20 protein-coding genes and 2 pseudogenes are annotated in these 20,741 nt (G+C 71.3%); 13 read left to right on the top strand and 9 right to left on the bottom strand.

Annotated elements, in window-relative coordinates:
• Positions 1-245 precede the first annotated feature (245 nt).
• The 6 genes from ACGFU6_RS16470 (at position 246) to ACGFU6_RS16445 (ending at position 6,282) form a co-directional block, all read left to right on the top strand.
• On the top strand, positions 246-1,502 hold the full coding sequence (locus ACGFU6_RS16470) for an Ig-like domain-containing protein (RefSeq protein WP_393611406.1): 1,257 nt from the start codon (positions 246-248) through the stop codon (positions 1,500-1,502).
• Positions 1,503-1,799: 297 nt separating this feature from the next.
• Positions 1,800-2,231 (top strand): cold-shock protein, encoded by a 432-nt coding sequence (locus tag ACGFU6_RS16465; RefSeq protein WP_393611404.1) that lies wholly within the window; start codon positions 1,800-1,802, stop codon positions 2,229-2,231.
• 106 nt (positions 2,232-2,337) lie between these two features.
• The gene (locus ACGFU6_RS16460) at positions 2,338-3,105 is read left to right on the top strand and encodes an enoyl-CoA hydratase/isomerase family protein (RefSeq protein WP_393611403.1); all 768 of its coding nucleotides are present in this window, start codon (positions 2,338-2,340) and stop codon (positions 3,103-3,105) included.
• Positions 3,106-3,356: 251 nt separating this feature from the next.
• Positions 3,357-3,872 (top strand): ATP-binding protein, encoded by a 516-nt coding sequence (locus ACGFU6_RS16455; protein ID WP_393611402.1) that lies wholly within the window; start codon positions 3,357-3,359, stop codon positions 3,870-3,872.
• Positions 3,873-4,285: 413 nt separating this feature from the next.
• Complete coding sequence (locus ACGFU6_RS16450; protein WP_393611401.1) at positions 4,286-5,092, top strand: polysaccharide deacetylase family protein; 807 nt, start codon at positions 4,286-4,288, stop codon at positions 5,090-5,092.
• A complete protein-coding gene (locus tag ACGFU6_RS16445; protein ID WP_393611400.1) occupies positions 5,092-6,282 on the top strand; it encodes a hypothetical protein in 1,191 nt (396 codons plus the stop codon). Before ACGFU6_RS16450 ends, ACGFU6_RS16445 begins: the two co-directional genes overlap by 1 nt.
• 110 nt (positions 6,283-6,392) lie before the next feature.
• Here the strand turns inward: ACGFU6_RS16445 and ACGFU6_RS16440 are convergent.
• A pseudogene (locus ACGFU6_RS16440) lies at positions 6,393-7,022 on the bottom strand (GNAT family N-acetyltransferase); the annotation flags it as partial.
• A gap of 145 nt (positions 7,023-7,167) precedes the next feature.
• Here ACGFU6_RS16440 and ACGFU6_RS16435 point away from each other — a divergent pair.
• Positions 7,168-7,383 carry an EF-hand domain-containing protein gene (locus ACGFU6_RS16435; RefSeq protein ID WP_123523435.1) on the top strand — a complete coding sequence of 72 codons (216 nt, stop codon included), beginning with the start codon at positions 7,168-7,170 and terminating at the stop codon, positions 7,381-7,383.
• Positions 7,384-7,444: 61 nt separating this feature from the next.
• On the opposite strand, the gene ACGFU6_RS16430 is transcribed toward ACGFU6_RS16435, so the two are convergent.
• Complete coding sequence (locus tag ACGFU6_RS16430) at positions 7,445-7,846, bottom strand: STAS domain-containing protein (RefSeq protein ID WP_393611398.1); 402 nt, start codon at positions 7,844-7,846, stop codon at positions 7,445-7,447.
• A 271-nt stretch (positions 7,847-8,117) separates the two neighbouring features.
• Between ACGFU6_RS16430 and ACGFU6_RS16425 the strand changes: the two are divergent.
• Positions 8,118-8,527 (top strand): annotated as a pseudogene (locus ACGFU6_RS16425) (CopD family protein); the annotation flags it as partial.
• A 9-nt stretch (positions 8,528-8,536) separates the two neighbouring features.
• Here ACGFU6_RS16425 and ACGFU6_RS16420 read toward each other — a convergent pair.
• The 4 genes from ACGFU6_RS16420 to ACGFU6_RS16405 form a co-directional block, all read right to left on the bottom strand.
• Positions 8,537-10,042: a carboxylesterase/lipase family protein gene (locus ACGFU6_RS16420; RefSeq protein WP_393611396.1), complete on the bottom strand. Its 1,506-nt coding sequence runs from the start codon at positions 10,040-10,042 to the stop codon at positions 8,537-8,539.
• Positions 10,043-10,356: 314 nt separating this feature from the next.
• A complete protein-coding gene (locus ACGFU6_RS16415; protein ID WP_393611580.1) occupies positions 10,357-11,337 on the bottom strand; it encodes a terpene synthase family protein in 981 nt (326 codons plus the stop codon).
• 686 nt (positions 11,338-12,023) lie between these two features.
• Entirely contained in the window at positions 12,024-13,010 is a 987-nt protein-coding gene (locus ACGFU6_RS16410; RefSeq protein ID WP_393611395.1) for an alpha/beta fold hydrolase, read from the bottom strand.
• A 227-nt stretch (positions 13,011-13,237) separates the two neighbouring features.
• Entirely contained in the window at positions 13,238-14,551 is a 1,314-nt protein-coding gene (locus ACGFU6_RS16405) for an amidohydrolase (RefSeq protein WP_393611393.1), read from the bottom strand.
• On the opposite strand from ACGFU6_RS16405, the gene ACGFU6_RS16400 reads away from it, so the two are divergent.
• Entirely contained in the window at positions 14,550-14,879 is a 330-nt protein-coding gene (locus ACGFU6_RS16400; RefSeq protein WP_393611391.1) for a hypothetical protein, read from the top strand. The two genes, ACGFU6_RS16405 and ACGFU6_RS16400, sit on opposite strands and share 2 nt — an antisense overlap.
• A gap of 3 nt (positions 14,880-14,882) precedes the next feature.
• Here ACGFU6_RS16400 and ACGFU6_RS16395 read toward each other — a convergent pair whose 3' ends face one another.
• Positions 14,883-15,782, bottom strand: coding sequence for an alpha/beta fold hydrolase (locus ACGFU6_RS16395; RefSeq protein ID WP_393611389.1), 900 nt, complete (start codon positions 15,780-15,782; stop codon positions 14,883-14,885).
• A gap of 85 nt (positions 15,783-15,867) precedes the next feature.
• On the opposite strand from ACGFU6_RS16395, the gene ACGFU6_RS16390 reads away from it, so the two are divergent.
• The 4 genes from ACGFU6_RS16390 to ACGFU6_RS16375 all read left to right on the top strand — a co-directional run bounded on the left by ACGFU6_RS16390 (position 15,868) and on the right by ACGFU6_RS16375 (position 17,849).
• Positions 15,868-16,344 carry a MarR family winged helix-turn-helix transcriptional regulator gene (locus ACGFU6_RS16390; protein ID WP_393611388.1) on the top strand — a complete coding sequence of 159 codons (477 nt, stop codon included), beginning with the start codon at positions 15,868-15,870 and terminating at the stop codon, positions 16,342-16,344.
• Between the two features lie 196 nt (positions 16,345-16,540).
• Entirely contained in the window at positions 16,541-16,804 is a 264-nt protein-coding gene (locus tag ACGFU6_RS16385; RefSeq protein ID WP_393611387.1) for a hypothetical protein, read from the top strand.
• Positions 16,805-16,969: 165 nt separating this feature from the next.
• On the top strand, positions 16,970-17,518 hold the full coding sequence (locus ACGFU6_RS16380; protein ID WP_393611386.1) for a YciI family protein: 549 nt from the start codon (positions 16,970-16,972) through the stop codon (positions 17,516-17,518).
• A gap of 85 nt (positions 17,519-17,603) precedes the next feature.
• Positions 17,604-17,849, top strand: a complete 246-nt coding sequence (locus ACGFU6_RS16375; RefSeq protein ID WP_393611385.1) for a hypothetical protein — start codon at positions 17,604-17,606, stop codon at positions 17,847-17,849.
• A 348-nt stretch (positions 17,850-18,197) separates the two neighbouring features.
• On the opposite strand, the gene ACGFU6_RS16370 is transcribed toward ACGFU6_RS16375, so the two are convergent.
• Both ACGFU6_RS16370 and ACGFU6_RS16365 read right to left on the bottom strand, forming a co-directional pair.
• Complete coding sequence (locus tag ACGFU6_RS16370; protein WP_393611383.1) at positions 18,198-19,628, bottom strand: carotenoid oxygenase family protein; 1,431 nt, start codon at positions 19,626-19,628, stop codon at positions 18,198-18,200.
• A 58-nt stretch (positions 19,629-19,686) separates the two neighbouring features.
• Positions 19,687-20,319, bottom strand: coding sequence for a hypothetical protein (locus tag ACGFU6_RS16365; protein ID WP_393611381.1), 633 nt, complete (start codon positions 20,317-20,319; stop codon positions 19,687-19,689).
• Positions 20,320-20,741 lie beyond the last annotated feature (422 nt).

Below are 20,741 nucleotides of genomic sequence, written 5' to 3'. Positions count from 1 at the left end.
CCTCCCGGACACCTCCGGGAGGGCCGGGCCGCCGTGCCGTACAGCCCCTCGCACGGGCAGTGCCCCCGACCAGGGCAAGTGCTGAACGAGTTGGGACGGAACGGTGACATTCTGCGGGAGATCTGCCCGCAGTCGGTGTGATTATCTTTCGCTGAGCGCGCATATGCAGCGCGCGGGGGCGGGAGCCTGCGAGCTCCCAGGGACGGCCTCGGCGGGGCCGGGCCGTGCGAGGGGAGACGACCACATTGAACGGGCAGCCGATATCGGGGACATCGGTCAGGGCGGACAGCGGGCGGCGGGGGCGTGGGACCACCGGACTGCTGGCCCTGGTGCTGGGAGCGTTGCTGCTGCTGGTGACGGCATGCGGCGGGGAGGACACCGGGGACGCGGGCAAGGGCGGCGCCGGCAAGGGCGGGACGAAGACCGGTGACACCAGCGCCTCCCAGGCCGTGGTGAAGGTCGCCCCGCAGGACGGCGCCGACTCCGTCGCCACCAACGGGGCGCTGAAGATCTCGGCCGAGCAGGGCAAGCTCTCCACGGTCAAGGTCTCCGACCCCAAGGGGGCCGAGGTCGAGGGGAAGATCGCGGCGGACGGCACGAGCTGGGTGCCTGACCAGCACCTGGCATCGGCGACCAAGTACAAGGTCCACGCCGTGGCCAAGGACGAGAAGGGCCGTGAGTCCGCGAAGGACACCGCCTTCACCACGCTGGTCCCGAAGAACACCTTCATCGGGCAGTACACCCCGGAGGCCGGTTCCACGGTCGGTGTCGGCATGCCGGTCTCGATCCACTTCACCCGGGGCATCACCGACCCGGAGGCCGTCGAGAAGGCCATCAAGGTGACGGCCGAGCCGGCCGTCGAGATCGCGGGCCACTGGTTCGGCAACGACCGCCTGGACTTCCGGCCGCAGGACTACTGGGCCGCCGGCACCAAGGTGACCGTGAAGCTCAACCTCGACGGTGTCGAGGGACGCCCGGGGGTCTACGGCAAGCAGGTCAAGACGGTGTCGTTCACCGTCGGCCGCCGGCAGGTCAGCACCGTGGACGCGAACACCCACCGGATGAAGGTCGTCCGCGACGGCAAGCAGATCAGGGACATCGCGATCTCCGCGGGCGCCCCGGCGACCACCACGTACAACGGCAAGATGGTCATCAGCGAGAAGCTCCGGGTGACCCGGATGAACGGTGACACCGTCGGCTTCGGCGGCGAGTACGACATCAAGGACGTGCCGCACGCGATGCGCCTGTCCACGTCGGGCACCTTCATCCACGGCAACTACTGGGGCGGTTCGGGCGTCTTCGGCAACACCAACACCAGCCACGGCTGCGTCGGCATGCTCGACGCACGCGGCGGCGGTGACCCGGGCACCCCGGCGGCCTGGTTCTTCAACAACTCGCTCATCGGTGACGTCGTCGTCGTGACCAACTCGCACGACAAGACGATCCCGCCGGACAACGGCCTCAACGGCTGGAACATGGCCTGGTCCGAGTGGACCGAGTAGCCCCGCGGCACTGACCGCGGACGCGAGTGACGCCGGCCCCGGACCACACTGTGGTCCGGGGCCGGCGTGCGAGGTGCTCCGCACGCGGCGGCCCGGGACCGGCACCGCGGGCGTCCCGCGACGGACACGGACCGGGACCGAAATCCTCCGCCCGGTGGCTGCGGGCCGACGACTGCTGGCACAGTGGGGGCAGGTAGTCGCACGGTGTGTCCGGAGTGGTGTACGAGGTCCGGGCCGGCCGCTGCGACAGGGGTATCCCGGACACGGGCCCGGGGTTTCGTTGAGAGGTTGGTTCTGATGGTCAGCGGTCGTGTGGTGCGGTTCGACGGTGTCAAGGGTTATGGGTTCATCGCTCCCGATCACGGGGGTGAGGACGTCTTCCTGCATGTCAACGACCTCCGGATCCCCGAGGCCTCGCTCAGGCCCGGACTGATGGTCGAGTTCGAGGTCGAGCAGGGCGACCGGGGGCTGAAGGCCTCCTCGGTGCGCCTCGCCCCCGGCGGCGCGGCGGACCCGGGGTCCGGGTTCCCGGGGCGTTCCGAGGCCCCGGCCAGGCAGATCGCGGAGGGCGACGACGTGATGTGCGACGTGCTCAACTCGCAGGAGTACGTGCGGGACGTCACGGAGGTGCTGCTGGAATCGGCGCCCGGTCTCACCGCGGCGCACATCCTTCAGGCACGCCAGGGGCTGCTGCACTTCGCCAAGAAGCACGGCTGGGTCGAGGGCTGAGAACGGCCGGGGGCCGGGCGGGCCGGGCGCCGCCCGGCGGCTGTGACGAACGGCACCGGCCCCGGGCCTGTCCGGCCCGCCGTTAGCGCCGGTTAACCTGCCTCCCATGACCGTAACCCTCGAAGTAAGCGGCGGCGTCGGCACGATCCGGCTGGACCGGCCGCCGATGAACGCCCTGGACATCGCCACCCAGGACCGGCTGCGCGAGCTGGCGGAGGAGGCCTCGGAACGCGACGACGTGCGCGCCGTGGTGCTCTACGGCGGCGAGAAGGTGTTCGCGGCGGGCGCGGACATCAAGGAGATGCAGGCGATGGACCACCCGGCGATGGTGGTCCGGTCCAAGGCGCTGCAGGAGTCCTTCACCGCGGTGGCCAGGATTCCCAAGCCCGTCGTCGCGGCCGTCACCGGATACGCGCTGGGCGGCGGCTGCGAGCTGGCCCTGTGCGCCGACTTCCGGATCGCCGGCGACAACGCCAAGCTCGGGCAGCCGGAGATCATGCTCGGACTGATTCCGGGCGCCGGCGGCACCCAGCGCCTCGCCCGGCTGATCGGTCCCGCCAAGGCCAAGGACCTGATCTTCACCGGCCGCCACGTGAAGGCCGAGGAGGCCCTCGCCATGGGCCTGGTGGACCGGGTGGTGCCCGCCGCCGAGGTGTACGAGCACGCGCACGCCTGGGCCGCGAAGCTGGCGAAGGGCCCCGCCCTCGCGCTGCGCGCCGCCAAGGAGGCCGTGGACGCCGGGCTGGAGACGGACATCGACACGGGCCTCACGATCGAACGCACCTGGTTCGCCGGTCTGTTCGCCACGGAGGACCGGGAACGCGGAATGCGGAGCTTTGTGGACGAGGGACCGGGCAAGGCCAAATTCCTCTGACCGAACGCCAGTTGGGAACAGATCGCGGCGCGTTCATCCATGCGGGCGGATTAGCTGAGCCTTAAGACAACCTTAAGGCTCAGCGCGCCGTCCGCCCCCGCAAACCCGTCAGGGTGTGGCGTTCGCGCAGGTCGGCGGGGGTGTGCGCGGGGGCATTCTGCCAGGGGCATATGCCGGGAGGCCTCTGCGGAATTGCTGATTCCGGGTTGGGGATTCCCCCGGAACGGCCCCGGAGTGCCCGGCTTGCGGCCATGATGGTGTCCATGGCGGGCCTGGAGGGTGTGGAGCAGCCGCGACAGCGCAGCAGCGCGACAGCGGCACGGAGGATGCCGGCCGTCGAGGACGAACAGGCGTTCAAAGCGCTTGAGTTGTTCGGAAATCCGACGGAGGACGAAGTCCGGCTGCCCTCCCGGCCGGAGTCCGCGGCCACCGCGCGCCAGCTCACCTCCTGTGTGGTGCTGCGTCAGTGGGCGCTCTCCCCGCAGACCGGCGAGCACGCCGTCCTGCTCGTCTCCGAACTCGTCGGCAACGCGGTCCGCCACACCGGTGCCAGGGTCTTCGGTCTGCGGATGCTGCGCCGCCGCGGCTGGATCAGGATCGAGGTGCGCGACCCCTCGCGCGGACTGCCCTGCCTCATGCCCGTGCAGGAGATGGACATCAGCGGGCGGGGTCTCTTCCTCGTCGACAAGCTCTCCGACCGCTGGGGCGTGGATCTGCTGCCGCGCGGCAAGATCACCTGGTTCGAGATGCGGATCTCCGACCGCTGAGACCCCGGTGGCCGCTTGGCCCGGAGGGCTCCCGGATGCACAGAAGCCCCCGGTCCGGCCGTGGTGAGGCGCTGCGGGGGCTGCTGTGTGGGGGCCGCGAAATGGGGGGTGTGTTCACGGCCGCTTATGACGACCCGGCCCGGGTCAGTGCGGGTCGTGTCACCGACTATGGCAGACGGGCGACTACATCGCCAAAGCCGCAAAGCGTACATAGTGGTATGCATGCGGTTATTTCTGTGATGAATCCTAGGTGTGCTGGGTCACTTGCCTGTAAATCCATGAACGTTGCCGGGGCTTCGCGGCTGATTCATTGATCGCAGTGGCCGCCGGTGTCGCGCATCCGTGTAATCCGCGAAGGTGGCGAAAACGGTCAATTGTCATTTTCCTGACAGTCCACACTTACTGTTCTGCGCATGAACGTCTCCGACACACCGGTGCACCGCCGCAGCGCCCTGCGCGCAGGAGCCGGGGCCGCCCTCGCCGCAGGCCTCGCCACCGGTTGCGGGGACCGGAACACCGCCGGCACCTCGGCCGGGCCCCTCACCCACCCGGCTCCGAAGAAGCCGGCCGCCACCGCCGGAGCGCACGCCCCCGCGCCCGCCCCGCGCCGCTTCCCCGGGCAGCCGGTGCAGATCGGCCACGGCCCCCGCGACCGGGCACGCGTCGCTCTCACCTTCCACGGCCAGGGCGACCCGGCCATCGCCAGGACCGTGCTGGCCGAGGCCGAACGGGCCGGGGCGCGGGTCACCGTCCTCGCCGTCGGCAGCTGGCTCGACGAACATCCCGAGATGGCCCGCCGCATCCTCGACGGCGGCCACGACCTCGGCAACCACACCCAGCACCACACCGACATCTCCGCGATGGACGAGACCCGCGCGTACGCCGAGATCACCGGCTGCGCCCAGCGGCTGCGCCGGCTCACCGGCTCCATCGGCACCTGGTTCCGCCCCTCGCGCACCCAGTACGCCACCCCGCTCGTCCAGCGGCTCGCCGTCCGCGCGGGCTACCCGCACGTCCTCTCCTACGACGTGGACTCCCTCGACTTCACCTCGCCCGGCGCCGCGGCCGTCACCCGCAAGGTGGCCGGCGAGATCCGTAACGGATCGGTGGTGAGCATGCACTTCGGCTACGCGGACACGGTCGCCGCGCTGCCCCTCCTACTCACCGAACTCGACCGCCGCCGACTGCGTGCGGTGACGACCACGGAGCTGTTGACCTGATGCATCCCTCCACCACGCGCACCGCGGCTCTGCTCGGGGGCGTCCTGCTCGCCGCACTCACCGGCTGCGGCACCCCCGCCGGCAAGGGGGCCACCGACACCGCCACCGAGGCCGCCGCCCCACCCGCCAGGGCCAAGCACGTGTCGCCGCCCGCGCCACCCGGACTGGCCGGGATGCCGCCGGTGCTCGACCCCTCGAACGTGTACGCGGCCGACGCGGCCGGAAAGCTGTCACCGGTCGTCAAGGACTTCCCGTCCCGGGTCTACGTACCCAACACCAACTCCAACACGGTGACGGTGATCGACCCCGCCACCTACAAGGTCATCAAGACCATCCCGGTCGGCCGCCAGCCGCAGCACGTCGTGCCGTCCTGGGACCTGAAGACCCTCTGGGTCAACAACGACGTCGGTGACAGCCTCACCGCGATCGACCCGGCGACCGGCGAGGCGGGCCGGACGGTCGACGTCTCCGACCCGTACAACCTCTACTTCACGCCGAACGGCAAGTACGCCATCGTGATGGCCTCGATGGACCGTCAACTGGTCTTCCGCGACGCGCACACCATGAAGACGGCCAAGGCCGTCCCGGTCAGCTGCGCGGGCGTGAACCACGCCGACTTCTCCGCCGACGGCCGGTACTTCATCGTCTCCTGCGAGTTCTCCGGCGAACTCCTCAAGGTCGACACGGCGAAGATGAAGGTGGTGGGCCAGCAGAAGCTGCCCTTCAAGGGCGCCATGCCGCAGGACGTGAAGCTGTCGCCCGACGGCAGCACGTTCTACATCGCGGACATGATCGCGAACGGCATGTGGGTGCTGGACGGGAAGAAGTTCACCACCCCGGAGCTGCTGCCCACCGGCAAGGGCTGCCACGGCCTCTACGTCAGCCGCGACGCCAAGGAGATGTACATCTCCAACCGGGGCGAGGGCTCCGTCTCCGTCTTCGACTTCGCGACGAAGAAGCTGGCGAAGAAGTGGCACCTGCCGGGCGGCGGCAGCCCCGACATGGGCGGCGTCTCCGCCGACGGCAAGGTCCTCTGGCTGACCGGGCGCTACAACTCGGAGGTGTACGCGATCGACACCACCAGCGGCAAGCAGCTCGCCCGGATCCCGGTGGGCAGCGGACCGCACGGCCTCGCCGTCTACCCGCAGCCCGGCCGCTACTCGCTCGGCCACACCGGCGTCTTCCGCTAGGGCCTGTCGTCGAACTGTCCTCGTCGCCCGAAGGGCGGCCGGGCGGCGTCAGGTGCGTGCATGGTGTCGCCCGGCGGACGGCAGTTCGAAAACAGGCCCTGGGCCCGGCCGATCAGCAGCGCCTCCGAGCCCACCGGCCGGTAGCCCGCCGCCTGGAACGTCCGCACACTGCGGGCGTTCCCCGGCGACTGCTGCGCCCACACCACCGGACCCGGCACCAGATGGCGGGCCGCCCGCGCCAGCCGTTCGCCGAGCCGTCGCCCGCGCGCCTCCCCGTCCACCTCGATCGCGGCCTCCCAGCGCCCCGCGACCCCGCGGCCGAGGATCAGCACACCGCCCGCCGCCCGCCAGACCCGCACCTCGTCGCGGAAGCCCATCGCCCGCGCCACCCGGGGGTGCCCGGGGTCCCGGAGCTCGCGCAGCTCCAGCTCCGGAGCGCCCGGCAGCGCAGCCGCCACCGTGAGCAGGTCGATGGTGTTCATGTGCCGTCCGGTCCGCGCCATCAGCGCGCCCAGGAAGTGCGGGTTCATCGTCGCGGCGAGCGCGTCACCGGGGGTGCCGGCCAGGGCCGCCCGCACCCACCGCGGGTCCTCGTCCGTGAACACCACCGAGTGCGCGGTGAACGCCAGCACCCCGGCGTCCCGCGCGTTCGGCTGCCGCACCACCGTCGTGGACCCGTCCGGCGGCGGGAACCGGCCCTGCGCCGCGGCTTCCAGAATGCCCGCCAGTGCCTCGGCCATCGTGCCGCTCCCTCCCCGCTCCGGGCCGCCGTCCGCCGGGCGGCGGAGGGTCCCACCCATGATCGGTGACCGGCCGCCGCGATCGCCATCCGTACCGCCCGTTAATCTGACCTCCGTCATATAGGCATTACGAAGGGGCGGAACAGTGGCGGACATCGAGTCGGCGCGCAAGGCGTTCGAGCGGTTCGACCTGAACGGCGACGGGCTGATCTCGGCTGCCGAGTACAAGAGCGTCATGGCTCAGCTGGGGGACCCCTATGTCACCGAGCCGGTCGCGCAGGCCGTGATCAACTCCCACGACGGGAACGGTGACGGACTGCTCACCTTCGACGAGTTCTGGTCCGCGCAGAACAAGGGCTGACGGCCGGCCCAGGACCCCCGGCCGGCGGGCCGGGGGCCGGGGGCCGCGAACCCCGGCCCGGTCACGGACCGGGCGGCTCGTCCGGGCCGAAGGCGGCGTCCGGCGTCGCCACCGGGCGGAACAGATCGTGCAGCCGGCCCGCGCGCAGCAGCCGCAGGATGCGCGGGCAGTCGCAGACGAGCCAGAACCGCCCGTCCCGGTCCAGCGCCCGGCGCCGGGCCCGGCACAGCAGCGTCAGCCCCGAGCAGTCGAGGAAACTCACCTCGGTCAGGTCCACCACCACATGCGGTGACCCGTCCGACGTGGCGACGTCCAGTGCCGGTGCGATGAGCGCCGCTGTCGCGATGTCGATCTCGTCGCGCAGCGCCACCACCGTCCGGCCGTTCCTGCGGTACACGTGGCCGCACGGCTCGGGCAGGGGGACCAGCGTGGCGGATGCCGTGGGGGGCAGCCTCTCGGTCATGATGCCTCTCCTCGCAGCGCCGAATCCGCTGAGGCACCCGGGCCTTGGTGGCTGTCAGTGAGGTGACAGTCGGTGAACCTAACCCGAGGCTCGCGCCGGGTGGGGACGCAGAAACGTTCGCGCCTGCCGTAATGCGTCCTTCTGGGTGAATGTTTGATGGTGCCGTGGACGCCACGGGCCTGTTTGTGTGGTTGTCAGTCAGGAGGGGGAGGCGGGTGGCGCCTACCTCACGCATGTCCGCATCCGCCCGCCGCAGGCCGACGGCGGCCGTACCGAGGCCTCGCTCTGGTGCGGCGGGCTGCTGCACGTGCTGCGCACCATGCGGCTGTGGCGGCGGACCGGGCCCGCCGACGCCCGCGCGCTGCTCGGCCGCTACGCCCGGCTGGCCGGCTGGCTGTACGCGGCCTTGGCGGTGACCGGGACCTTCAGTGCCCTGCGCCGGCTGCCGCCCGATGTCGTCCTCAGCTCGGCGTACGGGCGCACCCTGCTGGCCGAACTGGGTGCTGGTGGCCGTCGTCAGCCGTGCTGGCGCTCGGCGCCCACCGCGGCCTGGCGGCGGACCGCGACCCGGCGGTCGCCCGGCGCCGGGCTCGCCGTGAACTGGCCGCGCCGGCGGCTGTCGTGCTCGTGTCGGCGGTGCTGACCGTCGTGCCCGACCCGCACTGGCTCGGCACCCGCTGACCGCCGCGCTCAGCGCCCGCCGCGGTACGCCGCCCAGCCGCGCAGCTCGTCGTCGCGCGGGGCGCGCACCGTCGCCGGAGCGCCGGGGCCGAAGCGCATCACCGGGCGCGAGGCGTCCCAGCCGGGCCATCCCGGATCGCCGGAGACCGCGAACCGCACCCACGCCGCGTGCGTCGCGCGGGCCAGTTCCCGGGGGGCGTCCGGGCCCGTGAGCAGCACCGCGTCCGGCCGGTCCAGGTTGTCGAACACGAAGCCGATCTCCAGCCCGTGGCAGGCGCCGAGCCCTTGAACGGGGGACGGCCAGCCGAACTCGTAGAGATGGGTGGAGCCGGCGGCGCCGGCGCGGGCGTCGGCCAGCCGGTTCAGCGGTACGCGCAGCAGCAGGTCGGTGGCGAGAGCGCCGAGGAGTTCGCCGGGGGTGGCGTCGGGCCGGTTGGCGCGGTAGGTACGGGCGGTGGCACCCGGCACCCTGAACTTCATCAGGGCGAGACGGAGTTTCGTGCGGGTGAGCCGTTCGGTGAGCCCGCTGGGTACGAACCAGAGCCGGTACTCCTCGGTGTTGGAGCCCATCAGGAGATCGATGCCGGAGGCGGCGCCGTCCCGCAGCGCCTCGGCCGGCTCCCGGGGCAGGAGCTCGCCGTCCACCACGATCTGGAAGGAGTTCCCGCCGGTCAGCGGGGAGCCGCCGCTCGTCACCGAGGTCTGGGCCGCCAGCAGCGCGGCGGGGTCCACAGCCGCCAGGGCCCGTGCGGTGGGCGCGACGCCGAGCCGTTTCGCGATCAGTTCGGTGGTGCGGCGGGCCTTGTCCACGGGGAGCGCGGACGGGGCCCCGCTCTGCAGCACCGCGCGCCGGAACAGCCCCCGGGACCGAGGGGCGGCGAGCAGCGCGGCGATGCTGATGGCCCCGGCCGACTCCCCGCACACCGTCACCAGGTCCGGATCGCCGCCGAACGCCGCGATGTTGTCCCGCACCCAGCCGAGCGCCGCGAGCTGGTCGAGCAGCCCCCGGTTGGCGGGCGCGTCCGGGAACACCCCGAACCCCTCGATGCCGAGGCGGTAGTTGACCGACACGAGCACCACGCCGTCGCGGGCGAAGGCGGCCCCGTCGTACAGCGGAACGGCGGACGAACCGTGCAGCAGCGAGCCGCCGTGGATCCAGACGAGGACGGGCAGTCCGGTGCGGGCGGGCGACGGGGTCCACACGTTGAGGTTGAGGCAGCCGTCGCCGGGCACCTCGGGGTCGGGCAGCAGCCGGTCGAGCGGCGACGCGTACGGCCGCTTGGGCGCGGTCGGCCCGAAGGCCACCGCGTCCCGTACCCCCTCCCAGGGCTGCGGCGGCGCGGGGGCGCGGAACCGGTGGGCGCCCACCGGCGCCGCGGCGTACGGGATGCCGCGGAAGACGGCGACGCCCGGCTCGTACGCGCCCCGGACGGTGCCGTGGACGGTGTCCGCGTGCGGGGCGGTCCGGCCGTCGGCGGTGTCGTGGGCGGGTATCGGAGGAGGTAGGGCAGTCATGGGTGCCTCCAGCCCTTCTGCGGTACGGCCGGCGAGTTCGGTTGACCGGACCGCCGCCTGCCACCGGGCGTACGTACCAGCACACCACGGCAGGGGGCGACGGACCATTTGTGAGAGCGGTGGAGCCCGGACAGCGGCCGCTTTCACCGGCGCGCGTTTCCGGTCAGGTGCGGGCCCGGCCGGGGCCGGGTGACGCACGGGGACGGTGAATGTCCGGAAATCGCTGTCGGGTGCCCGCGTTCCGGTGCCGGGCGCCGCCGGTGCGGGGCCCGGCAGGGGTGCCGGACCCCGCCGGTGCCCCGCCGGCCCTCGCGTCAGGCTGCGAAGTTCCGGGACATCGAGTCCTGTTCGTCGATCTCCACGAGGTCGGGCCGGGTGTAGCGCTCGGCCCGCGCGTGGTAGTCGAAGTCTCCCCGGACGAGCCCCCGGTAGTCCTGGACGCAGCGTTCCAGGGCGGCTCGCGGGAGGCCCTCGATGCCCGCCGCCTCCATCTCCTCGACGAGTTCCTTCTCGGCCCGCTGTACGCGGTCGGCAATACGGGCCAGCAGGATTCCGGCCTCGTCCGCCGCCTCCTGGAGTGTGCCTCCCCGGTCCCGCTGGATCAGCCGGACGGTGTTGTGCTCATAACCGAGCAGGGCCTCCTTCTCGAATGAGCAGATGTCGTTGCAGAGACCTGAATGATCGGTCACCGCATTGCGCAGAGCGATATAGGCGGGGAGGCTTCGGGCGGATTCCGGGAGGTCAATTCCGGCGGTGATCTCATGCAGGTCGAGGAACGGCTGCATGGCCACCGAGTCGCGGCGGTGCTTCACGAAGTCCGCGGTGCTCGGCACATGGCCCGCCGCCCGGTCGACGGCCTCGGCGTAGTACGTCCACAGCCACGCGGCCGTGTCCCTCCGGAACTGCCGCACCCAGTGCGGCGGCCGGCCCGTGCAGGTCCGAGCCAGTAGTTCGTCCAGGGCGTGCTCCATGGGGCCGACCGGTGCGCGGGCGCCGTCGAGCACGTCCACCAGATGTGTGATCGCCGATTCGCACAGCCTGGGGTCGCGGCCGGCCGGGCCGTCGTCGAACTCGTCGTCGACGAGGAAGGCCCAGAAAAGCCACTGGCAGAACAGGTCGAGGTGTTTCTGCGACGCCTCCGGAAATATCAGGGATATCCAGAGTTCTGGGCGGGTCCGGATCATTTTCTTGTGGGCCACGGGTGACAGGACGAGATTGCTGGACTCGGCCCATTCCCAGGCGGCCTGCCTGGTCTTCTCAACTCCCGGATTACATCCCGCGCTCTCGAACGGCATGTGGAATTCTGGAAGCGCGATCTGGCTCATGGTGCACCTCGTCGAGACGATACGGACAGGGAAGGGGGATGCGCGAGGCGAACCGCGCACGCCCGGCCGGGGCGGCGAGCGGTGAGCGTGGCCCTGTCGATCGGCGCATCGCCGGGGTCGCGTCACCGGGGACTGCTGTCCGCACCGGCCCGGCAGAAGGGCGGTGAGGCCGTGGAGCCGGCTGCGGCGGACCGCCGCAGGGACGGATCAGCGGCGGCGGGGCGGCTGGTCGCTACGAGGGGGGCGCGGAGCGTTTCGCGAAACGGCGCGACCGGGCCGGACGGCCGGATCCCGTCGTGGGAGCGTCACGGGAGGGGCGGCTGTCATCGCTGTCCTCTTTCCTCCGCCGGGGCATGGGCATCGGAGCCGGGCCCCGCGGGGTCCACGGCAGCGGACCGCCTGACGTGCACGGCGATCGCGTCACCACTCGTCACGACCAGTGAACTCCCAGTATGCGAGAGAGGGAAGCCGCTTGTGACTGAAAATGTGTGTTCGCCATGAACGTCTGCTCGGTTATGAGCAGTTGGGGTACTCCTGTGTCGACCGGGGTGGGGTACGGCAGGCATGCGCCTGGCCGGTTCGAGGGTCCGTTTCCGGCTCGCCCGTCCGGCGCACCGGCCTCTGTCCGTACCGGTCCCTCTCACCGTAGAGCCGGTTCAGGCGGGCAGCGAGGCGAGCCAGTCCGTGAGGATCCGGTTGATCTCCTCGGGACGCTCCTGCTGGATCCAGTGGCCGCAGCCCTCCAGGATGTGCGACGAGACCAGCGCGGGCAGCGTCGTCGGATACGCCGCGATGGCGTCGGCCAGCCAGGTGGTGGAGGCATCCAGGGAGCCGCCGACGAACAGGGATGGCTGGGTGACGGGTGCGCCGTCGAAGTCCGCGAGATCCTCCCAGTCCCGGTCCATGTTCCGGTACCGGTTGAGCGCCCCGCTCACCCCGGTCCGCTCGAACTCACCCGCGTAGAAGTCGAGCTCGGCTTCACCGAGCCAGCCGGGGCGCCGGTCGGGGAAGCGCTCGCGCAGCGTCTTGCCGGGCCCGGCGAAGTGCGGGTCCGGGGCGTCGGGCGCGGGCATGGTGTCGGCGGAGAACGCCGCGTAGAAGCCCGCGAGCCAGCCGCGTACGTCCGGCTCGATCTCGGCCTCCGCCCGGCCGGGTTCCTGGAAACGGGAGACGTAGAACTCCTCGTCCCCGCCCATCCCCGCGAAGATCTCGCTGGGGCGCGGGCCGCCGCGCGGGGCGTACGGGACGCTCAGCAGTCCCACCGCACGGAAGACATCGGGCCGGATCAGCGCGGAGTTCGCCGCGATCGTCGCACCCCAGTCATGGCCGATGACCACCGCACCGCGCTCGCCGAGCGCGTGCACCACGGCGGCGCTGTCCTCGACGAGTTCGGTCATCCGGTACGCGGCGGCGTCCGAGGGCCGGGAGGACCGCCCGTAGCCGCGCATGTCGACGGCGACCGCCCGGTACCCGGCGGCGGCCAGCGCGGGCAGCTGGTGGCGCCAGGAGTACCAGGACTCCGGGAACCCGTGCAGCAGCAGCACCAGGGGGCCGGTGCCCTGCTCCACCAGGTGGACGCGGCCGGCCGGTGAGGGGACCGTGCGGTGCGTGAGCTCCGGGGACGGGGCGGGCTGATGCGACATGGATCCTCCGCGGCTCTTGGGCTCTTCAGCTTTTCGGTTCTGCGTCGGTGCCGGGTGCGAGCCGTCTCACGGCCGCGCCCCGCTACCCGTACCGCCCGGCGGCCGGCGGCCGGCGGCCGGCCGACGGCTTCGGACACGATCATGCGACGGGGGCCGGGCCCGCCGCGAGTCGTGTTGCCGCTTCGGCAAACGCGTGGCCGGGGTGCGCGCGGGCCCCGGCCACCCGGTCACTCCCCGCCGCCCAGCCAGCTGCGGGCGGCGCCCAGCAGCGCCCGTACGCCCAGCTCGATGGTCGGGTCCTGGAGCGGGGCGTAACGCGGTGAGTGGTTCATAGGGAGCTCGGGCGGGAGCCCCCGTGAGGCGAGCGCCGCCGGGTCGAGCCCCTCGAACGCGGCCGGGTCGGCGCCGCCGAAGTGCCAGAACACCGACGGTGTGTCCAGTTGGGTGCCGAACAGACCGAAGTCCTCGCTGCCGTTGATCGGCTGCGGCAGCGTCAGCACGGCCTGCTCGCCGAGCGCGCGGCGCAGCCCGTCGATCGTGGTCGCGGTGGCGTCCGCGCTGTTCACGGTGAGCGGGAACGCGTTCAGCGGGGTAATCTCCGGCTCCTCGGGCGCACCGGACGCGGTCGCCTCGGCGCGCACGATCCGGTGCACGGCCGCGATGACCTTCTCGCGTACGACGGGGTCCACGGAGCGGATGTTGAGCTTCAGCTCCGCCTCGTCCGGGATGATGTTCTCCTTGGTGCCGGCCCGGATCGAACCCACCGTCACGACGGCGGCCTGCGAGGCGCCGACCTCGCGCGAGACGATCGTCTGCAGGCGCAGCACCACGGCCGCCGCCATCACCACCGGGTCCACCGTCGACTCGGGCGACGAGCCGTGCCCGCCGCGCCCGAACAGCCGTACCCGGTAGCTGTCGGACGCCGCCATCAGCGGCCCGGGGCGGGTCACCGCGACGCCTGTGGGGAACGGCCCCACGTGCTGGCCGAGGCAGATGTCCGGCTTCGGGAAGCGGTCCCGGAACCCGTCGTCGAGCATGTTCCGCGCGCCCTCGGCGGTCTCCTCGGCGGGCTGGAACACGGCGAGGACGGTGCCGTGCCAGCCGTCCCGGTGCCCGGCGAGCAGCGCGGTCACCCCGAGCAGGCAGGTGACGTGCATGTCGTGGCCGCAGGCGTGCATCACCGGCACGTCGTTGCCGTCGCGGTCGGTGGCCCGGTCCGCCGACGCGTAGGGCAGGCCCGTCGCCTCCAGGACGGGCAGGGCGTCCATGTCGGCGCGCAGCAGCACGGTCGGGCCCGCGCCGTTGCGCAGCACGCCGACGACGCCGGTGCCGCCGACGTGCTCGGTGACCTCCCAGCCGGACTGCTCGCGCAGCCGGGCGGCGACCTTGGCGGCGGTACTGGTCTCCTGGAGCGAGAGCTCGGGGTGGGCGTGCAGGTCCCGGTACAGCTCACGCAGCGAGGGCAGCAGCGCGTCGAGGCCCTCGGTGAGATCGGCGAGATGGGTGGGGCCGGTGGCGTCGGTGGGGGAGTCGCTGGTCATGACTGCTCGCTTTCTACTGGCGATACTGGCGCTACGGGTGGTGCGGCGGTTACGGGCGCTGCTGGTGTTACGGGCTCAACGGGTCGGGGACCGGGAGGGTGTCGGCGGGCTCGGGCAGCCGCGGCGACCGGCGGAAGGACGCGGTGTGCTCTTCTCGGTGTGGCTGCGCGGCCTGGACGGGACCACGGCCCTGGAGTCACTGCTCGACGAACGCTTCCCCCGGCTGACCGTCCAGGACCGCACCAGCACCCTGCGTACGGCCAAGCGCATGGGCCGCGTCCTCGGTCCGGACGGGCGCGCGGTCGTCCACCTGACGCTGGGGTTCTGAGGTTCAGTCCCGCTCGCCGTCGACCCTTCCGGTGAACTCCAGCAGCGCGGAGGCGAGTTGCTCGGGAGCCTCCTGCGCGACGAGGTGGCCGACCCCGTCGAGATGCACCGCGGTGACCTCGCCCGTGCTCACCTGGCGGAAGGTCGTCTCGGTGATCCTGTGATGGCCGGCCGCCTCGACGGTGAGCACCGGTACGGCGATCGGGTGCGACTCGGCCAGGGACCTGGTCGCGCCGCCGTCGGAGAGGACGCTCCGGTAGAGCCCCTCGGTGCCCCGCCAGGCGTTCGGGCGCGCGTAGGTCCGGACGAACTCGTCGATGTCGTCCTCGCCGATGGCGCCCTCGGTGCCGTTCATCAGGGGGAAGGCCCAGTCGGCCAGCAGTTCGCGCTCATGGCCCGGCAGCAGCATGGCGGGGATGCCCGGCGTGCCCAGGAAGCCGACGTGCCAGGAGCCGTGGTTGTTCACGTCGGCCAGGGCCTCGAACCCGAAACCGGCCAGGGCCGTCTCGACCCCGGTGAAGCTGAGGACGTCCTCGGGGTGCGTCGCGGCGAAGCGGAAGCCCGTGCCGCCGCTGATGTCCTGGCAGAGGACGTGCACGGGACCCGCACCGATGTGGGCGACGAGGTGGTGCAGATCCTCGGCCGCGACCGCCTCGCCGTACTCGGTGTCGGCGTTGCCCGAGTCGCCGAACCCGCGCAGGTCGAGGGCGAGGACCCGGTGGGTCCGCGCGAGCAGCGGAATGAGTCTGCGGAAGGCCCACCAGGTCTCCGGCCAGCCGTGCACCAGCAGGATCGGAGAGCCGTCGGTGCCGGCGCAGACGTAGTGCAGTCGCGTCCCGTTGACGTCGGCGAGGTGATGCGTGACGCCGGGAAGGGTTGCGCCGTAGGGCGTGGTCGTGGTCACGAGGAGCTCCCAAATAGGCAACCTGGTTGCCGACCACGATAGGCAACCAGGTTGCCTATGTCAAAGGTGGCTTTATGCTGGCCGTATGTCCAGATCAGGCGCCGATCTCGCGCTGCTCCTGCTCGCCGGCTTCCGCACCCTGGCGGACCGGGCCGCCGAGGAGCTCGCCGAACGCGGGTACGAGGATGTGCGCTCGGTCCACGACTTCGCCCTCCACTCGATCCTGTCCGGCGCCGACAGCGCCTCCGAGCTCGCCCAGCGGATGTCGGTGACGAGGCAGGCGGCCGCGAAGACGATCGCCGCACTGGAGGAACGCGGATTCGTGGAGCGCCGGCCCGATCCGGCCGACGGCAGGCGGACACGGCTGCACGTCACCGAGCGCGGACTCGGGATGATGCGGCAGGGCGAAGCGGTCTTCGACGAGTTGCGCGAGCAGTGGGAGGCCCAGGCAGGTGCGGCGCAGGTCGCGGCACTCGAGTATGCGCTCCGGTCCCTGGTCGGGGACCGGGCGATCCGGCTCGACTCACCGGGCTGGGGCGCACGCGGCCCCGACGCGGAGTAGGTCCGCCCCGCCCCGGCCCTCGCCCCGACCCGCCCCGGCCCGCACTCCATCCGGCCGTCGGGCAGTTGGGGCAATGAAGGAATCCGTTCGGTGCATCTGCTGGTGGCGGCTTGGCGTGCCTGCTCCGGTCGCCGCCCGATCCGGTTCATGGTGAATCGCCCGCACAAACTGTGATGTACCGCAAAAGGAGTGACCCATGGTTCGCCGTATCGCGATCACGCTGGCCACCGTTGCCGCCGCAGGATTCATGGCCGCCGCCCCGGCCGCCGCCTATGGCGGTGGGAACGACGAGGAGGCCGGCAAGATCGGCGCCAGCTACTACCAGGTCGACGCTTCGCGTACGAACACGGAGTTCTTCAACGTCGGTGGCCCGTACGGCATCACGTACGCCAAGCAGGACAAGGCCAACATCAAGGCCGAGGGCGGCAGCTTCTACGCCGAGTACCTCAGCCGGGGCTGACCTCCCCGCACCGCGCAGGGCCCGTCCCGTCATGGGGCGGGCCCTCGCTCGTTCCCCGGCGCACCTCGTGGACGCGAGCCCGGCGGCGTCGGGGTGACGGACGCCGCAAGGCCGCACGCCCCGGCGGGGGTTGAGATGCCGCCGTCCGTCGGAGAGGGTCGGGGCATGGAGTTCTTCTGCTACCACCGTGACCGTTCCGACTCCCTCGACCTGCGCGACGAGCTGCTGGAAGAGCACTGGTCTTACATGGACCGTTACGCCAAGGAGCTGATCGCCCGGGGCCCGGTCTTCGCCGACGACGGCGAAACGCCCATCGGCAGCGTGCACATAGCCGACCTGCCGGATCCCGCCGCCGCTCGCGCGTTCGCCTTCGACGAACCCAATTACCAGGCCGGCGCCTACCGTGATGTGCTGCTGCGCCGGTGGCGCAACCTGCTGGGACGCACCATGTGGGACTTCGCGGGCGGCCCGGTCGGCGAGGACCGCTACCTGGTGCTCGGCCTCGGCTCCGGTGAGCCCGCCGACCTCGTCCTGCCGCCCGACCAGGACGCGCTGATCGCGTTCGGGCCACTGCTGTCCGACGACGGCGACACCTGGCTGGGCACGGCGGCGCTGCTCAGGGCCCCGGACCCGGACACGGCACGCGCCGTCCTCACCGAGGACAGCTACGCCGACATCGAGGTCCACCACTGGGAGTTCGGCGGGCGGCGGTAGGACGCCGGAGCTGCCTGAGGGCCCGCCTGCGTAGGATGCCCTCCACGAACGGGTCGGTCGTACGGGTGAGGGGCTGGAGACGAAGGTGTTGTGGGGCAAGAAGAAAGAGGAGAACGGGCTGCCGAAGATCCCGCGGAGCGTGGATCCGCGGCGGGCCCGCACCCTGCCGGTGCCGGCCCAGGCGCAGACCGACGCGCGCATGTTCATGCGGGGCGGCGACACCATCCGGGCGGTCAAGGTGGTTGTGGACGCGACGGGCTACGACGTGCGCCAGGCCCGGGACATCGTGTACGCGCTCGTCTACGACATCGAGGTCCCGAGAGGGCACTGAGCCGGGGCGCCACCAGGACCTGACACCGCGCGGCAGACGGCAGTGACGACAGGCCCTAGCACTCGATGATGTTCACCGCGAGCCCGCCCCGGGCGGTCTCCTCGTACTTCACCGATATGTCCGCGCCCAGTCGAACTATGCCCTTGACCTGCATGTTCGAGGGCATCCGAGGGGCCATCCACGTCCGTAGGGACTGCCCTTGCCGCCCGCGGTGACGGTCGCCCCTCCGCGGGCGGTGGTGGATCACACGCCGACGACGTGTGGTTGGCGTCGCCGTTGAGTGCCAGCGTCGGCTTGGGCAGCTGGACGGCGAGCTGTCCGCCCAGTCCGGCCATGGTTTCGGGCGGGTCACTCTTCGGTGGGGAGCCAGCTCCCGTGCAGCCCCAGAGGGACCCGCACCGGAATCCGCACCCGTGCCACCGGGCCCGAGCCGGGATCGTCTGCGGGGATCACCAGAAGCCAGCTGCTGCCATCGGTACGGTCGGTGGCGTACGTCATCCAGTAGCCGCCCTCGCCCGGGGAACCGGGTGATGGGGCGAACACCGGCTCGCCGACGGACAGGTCCCCGGCGTCCCACGCCACGCTCGTGCCGTTGGCGTCCCTCCCGTCGTACCAGCGAAGTGCGTTGTACTCGCCCGGCAGCAGGTCCAGCTCGCCTACTTCGGAGGCCATCGCCATCTGCTGATGCCTCTGGCCGATCAACCGGTCGTCCGTGCGCGGCAGTTCTACCCGCGCGTCGTCCAGCAATGTGCGGTGCATCGTGCTGGCTGCCGGGTCGATGACGGCGCGGGCCAGCCCTCCGGGATTGGTTCCGGCCGCCTTGTCCGGCGAGCCCATGGACAGATGCGACCACTGCACGTACTCGAGCACGACGTCTCCGCCGTCGGGCTCGGTGTCGTACGCGTTGACGGTGTGCCACAGCCAGAAGGCGTCGTCAGATGCCCAGCGCACCCGAGAGCCGTCGCGAGGAATGAGTGCCACGCGCGTGCCCTGTTCCGGGCGCCAGTCGATCAGGGATCCGCCGTTCATCGCCGCAGCGAGGTCGAAGAAGACAGGGGCGAGCACCAGGACCAGGAAGCGCGCGGTCAGGGCCATGTCGTGGATCATCATCGGGGCGTTGAGCCCTTCTACGGCTGTGGGGCCGCGGACCACGTCGCCCGAGGGCCCGATGAGGGACCAGGTGAGGAAGGGCGGCTCGATGTCGTAGCAGAAGACAGCCATCTCTCCGGTGAGGGGATCGACCTTCGGGTGGGCGGTGATGCCCTTGGGCAGGACGTCGCCGAAGGTCTCCTTGCCCACCGTCTCGAGTTCCTGCGTCATCCGGAACGGGCATCCGGACTCGGCGAGTGCGAGCAGGCGCCCCGCGTGACGCACCACGTTGATGTCGGGCAGGTCACGGAAGGTACCGGCCAGCGACGGTTCGACGTCCGGGACCTGGGGAGTGATCATCGATTCGAGTCCGCCCCACAGGGCTCGTCCGGCCTGCTCCTCCGCGAGCACCGCAGGGGTACGCACGAATCGGTTGCGGTAGCGGGCCCGGCCGTCGGAGAGCCATACACCGTGCAGCATGCCGTCGCCGTCGATCGGGTAGAGGTAGGAGCCGATCGGGCTGAAGCGAGGGTTGGGCCCGTTGCGCAGAAACAGCCCGTCCAGCTCCGCAGGCAGCACTCCCGTCACCTCAAGCCCCGTCTCGTCCACTTCCTCCGTGACCGGGGCGAACCGGCCGGAGAGGTGGGCTACGCGCGTGGGATCGAACATCTGCGGGGTGTGCGTGGCCATGACGGCCTCCCTCGACGGGGTAATGCGAGGCGCGTGCGAGGCGCCTCACTCTTCATCGTCAGTGGTGGCCGGCGCGGTATGCGGCGGGGTACGCGCGAGTGAACCTGACCGCCAGGACGAGCAGGGTTACCGGGATGACCCAGTTCAACCAGTCGCTCTGCGAGGGGTACTTGACGGCCAGCCACGAGAACAGCGTCATCAGAGCGAAGGCGAGTCCCCAGACCGCGGTGATGACTCGGTTGACGTGCTTGAACCCCCGCGTGTTCCAGATGCTACTCGGAGTTGACTCCCGGGCGTACGGAGTGGTGAACGGGTCGACGAGAAGCGACCCTATGGCCACAACGGCGACCAGGCCGTTGGAGACGACCTGCGCGTACTTCTCCAGATCGGCAAGCTGACCGCGGTCCAGGATCAGGGCGAGGATCGACAGCACCGCGAAGAACGCGATCGCTGCTATGTCGAGTACCCGGATTCGGCCGGCCAGCAGGTCCTGCCCGGAGAGAACGACCGACGCGATGAGAGCCGCGAGGGCCGCGAATTCCCACGTGCTGGGGCTGGCGACCACTCCGAAGATGATCCATGGTGCGAACGAAAGAAAGACACTGGCCATCCCCACTGGCGCCTTGTGTTCGGTCGGTGCCGACGTTTGCTGTCCCATGACGGCCCTCCCGTCAGATGCAACGACCACCATTACTCCATCATGCGATTCGCCCGGCCAGGGCGCATCCGCGATCCGGTCTGCGCGGCCTCGAAGGGCTCCGCGCTCCTCCGATGCGCTCGAGACGGTTACAAAACGGCCCATGCGTCGCTGAGCCGCGGGCGAACAAACCGCCACCAGGGCGGGACGCCGTCCCCGCGCGGGCCGGTGCCTGGCCCCGGACGGAGTCGCGCCTATGCAGTCGGTCTGGCTCGTTCTGGTGTGGTCGTGGCCGGTCACAGGCGTGGTCTGCAGGTCGGTGCCCTCCGGGCGTGAAGAGGTGGGCGGCACACGGTGGGCGGTGCGTGCGCGTACGGGACCGTGCACACACGCACCGGCCCCCCCCCCCCCCCCCCCCCCCGGGCCCCCTTGTGTACGGGTGGGGCTTGGGGGGGGATTAAAAAATAAGCCCAGAG

It is taken from the genome of Streptomyces sp. NPDC048462 (assembly GCF_043200175.1).
Taxonomy (GTDB): domain Bacteria; phylum Actinomycetota; class Actinomycetes; order Streptomycetales; family Streptomycetaceae; genus Streptomyces.
This window is presented reverse-complemented; position numbering and strand designations above follow the sequence as displayed.

What these genes read in the sequence shown, in the direction of transcription:
- ACGFU6_RS16465 (WP_393611404.1), top strand. Translation starts at nt 1,800, where the DNA reads ATGGTCAGCGGTCGTGTGGTGCGGTTCGACGGTGTCAAGGGTTATGGG.
- ACGFU6_RS16460 (WP_393611403.1), top strand. Translation starts at nt 2,338, where the DNA reads ATGACCGTAACCCTCGAAGTAAGCGGCGGCGTCGGCACGATCCGGCTG.
- ACGFU6_RS16455 (WP_393611402.1), top strand. Translation starts at nt 3,357, where the DNA reads ATGATGGTGTCCATGGCGGGCCTGGAGGGTGTGGAGCAGCCGCGACAG.
- ACGFU6_RS16450 (WP_393611401.1), top strand. Translation starts at nt 4,286, where the DNA reads ATGAACGTCTCCGACACACCGGTGCACCGCCGCAGCGCCCTGCGCGCA.
- ACGFU6_RS16445 (WP_393611400.1), top strand. Translation starts at nt 5,092, where the DNA reads ATGCATCCCTCCACCACGCGCACCGCGGCTCTGCTCGGGGGCGTCCTG.
- ACGFU6_RS16430 (WP_393611398.1), bottom strand. Translation starts at nt 7,846, where the DNA reads ATGACCGAGAGGCTGCCCCCCACGGCATCCGCCACGCTGGTCCCCCTG.
- ACGFU6_RS16420 (WP_393611396.1), bottom strand. Translation starts at nt 10,042, where the DNA reads ATGACTGCCCTACCTCCTCCGATACCCGCCCACGACACCGCCGACGGC.
- ACGFU6_RS16415 (WP_393611580.1), bottom strand. Translation starts at nt 11,337, where the DNA reads ATGCCGTTCGAGAGCGCGGGATGTAATCCGGGAGTTGAGAAGACCAGG.
- ACGFU6_RS16410 (WP_393611395.1), bottom strand. Translation starts at nt 13,010, where the DNA reads ATGTCGCATCAGCCCGCCCCGTCCCCGGAGCTCACGCACCGCACGGTC.
- ACGFU6_RS16400 (WP_393611391.1), top strand. Translation starts at nt 14,550, where the DNA reads ATGACTGCTCGCTTTCTACTGGCGATACTGGCGCTACGGGTGGTGCGG.
- ACGFU6_RS16405 (WP_393611393.1), bottom strand. Translation starts at nt 14,551, where the DNA reads ATGACCAGCGACTCCCCCACCGACGCCACCGGCCCCACCCATCTCGCC.
- ACGFU6_RS16390 (WP_393611388.1), top strand. Translation starts at nt 15,868, where the DNA reads ATGTCCAGATCAGGCGCCGATCTCGCGCTGCTCCTGCTCGCCGGCTTC.
- ACGFU6_RS16385 (WP_393611387.1), top strand. Translation starts at nt 16,541, where the DNA reads ATGGTTCGCCGTATCGCGATCACGCTGGCCACCGTTGCCGCCGCAGGA.
- ACGFU6_RS16380 (WP_393611386.1), top strand. Translation starts at nt 16,970, where the DNA reads ATGGAGTTCTTCTGCTACCACCGTGACCGTTCCGACTCCCTCGACCTG.
- ACGFU6_RS16370 (WP_393611383.1), bottom strand. Translation starts at nt 19,628, where the DNA reads ATGGCCACGCACACCCCGCAGATGTTCGATCCCACGCGCGTAGCCCAC.
- ACGFU6_RS16365 (WP_393611381.1), bottom strand. Translation starts at nt 20,319, where the DNA reads ATGGTGGTCGTTGCATCTGACGGGAGGGCCGTCATGGGACAGCAAACG.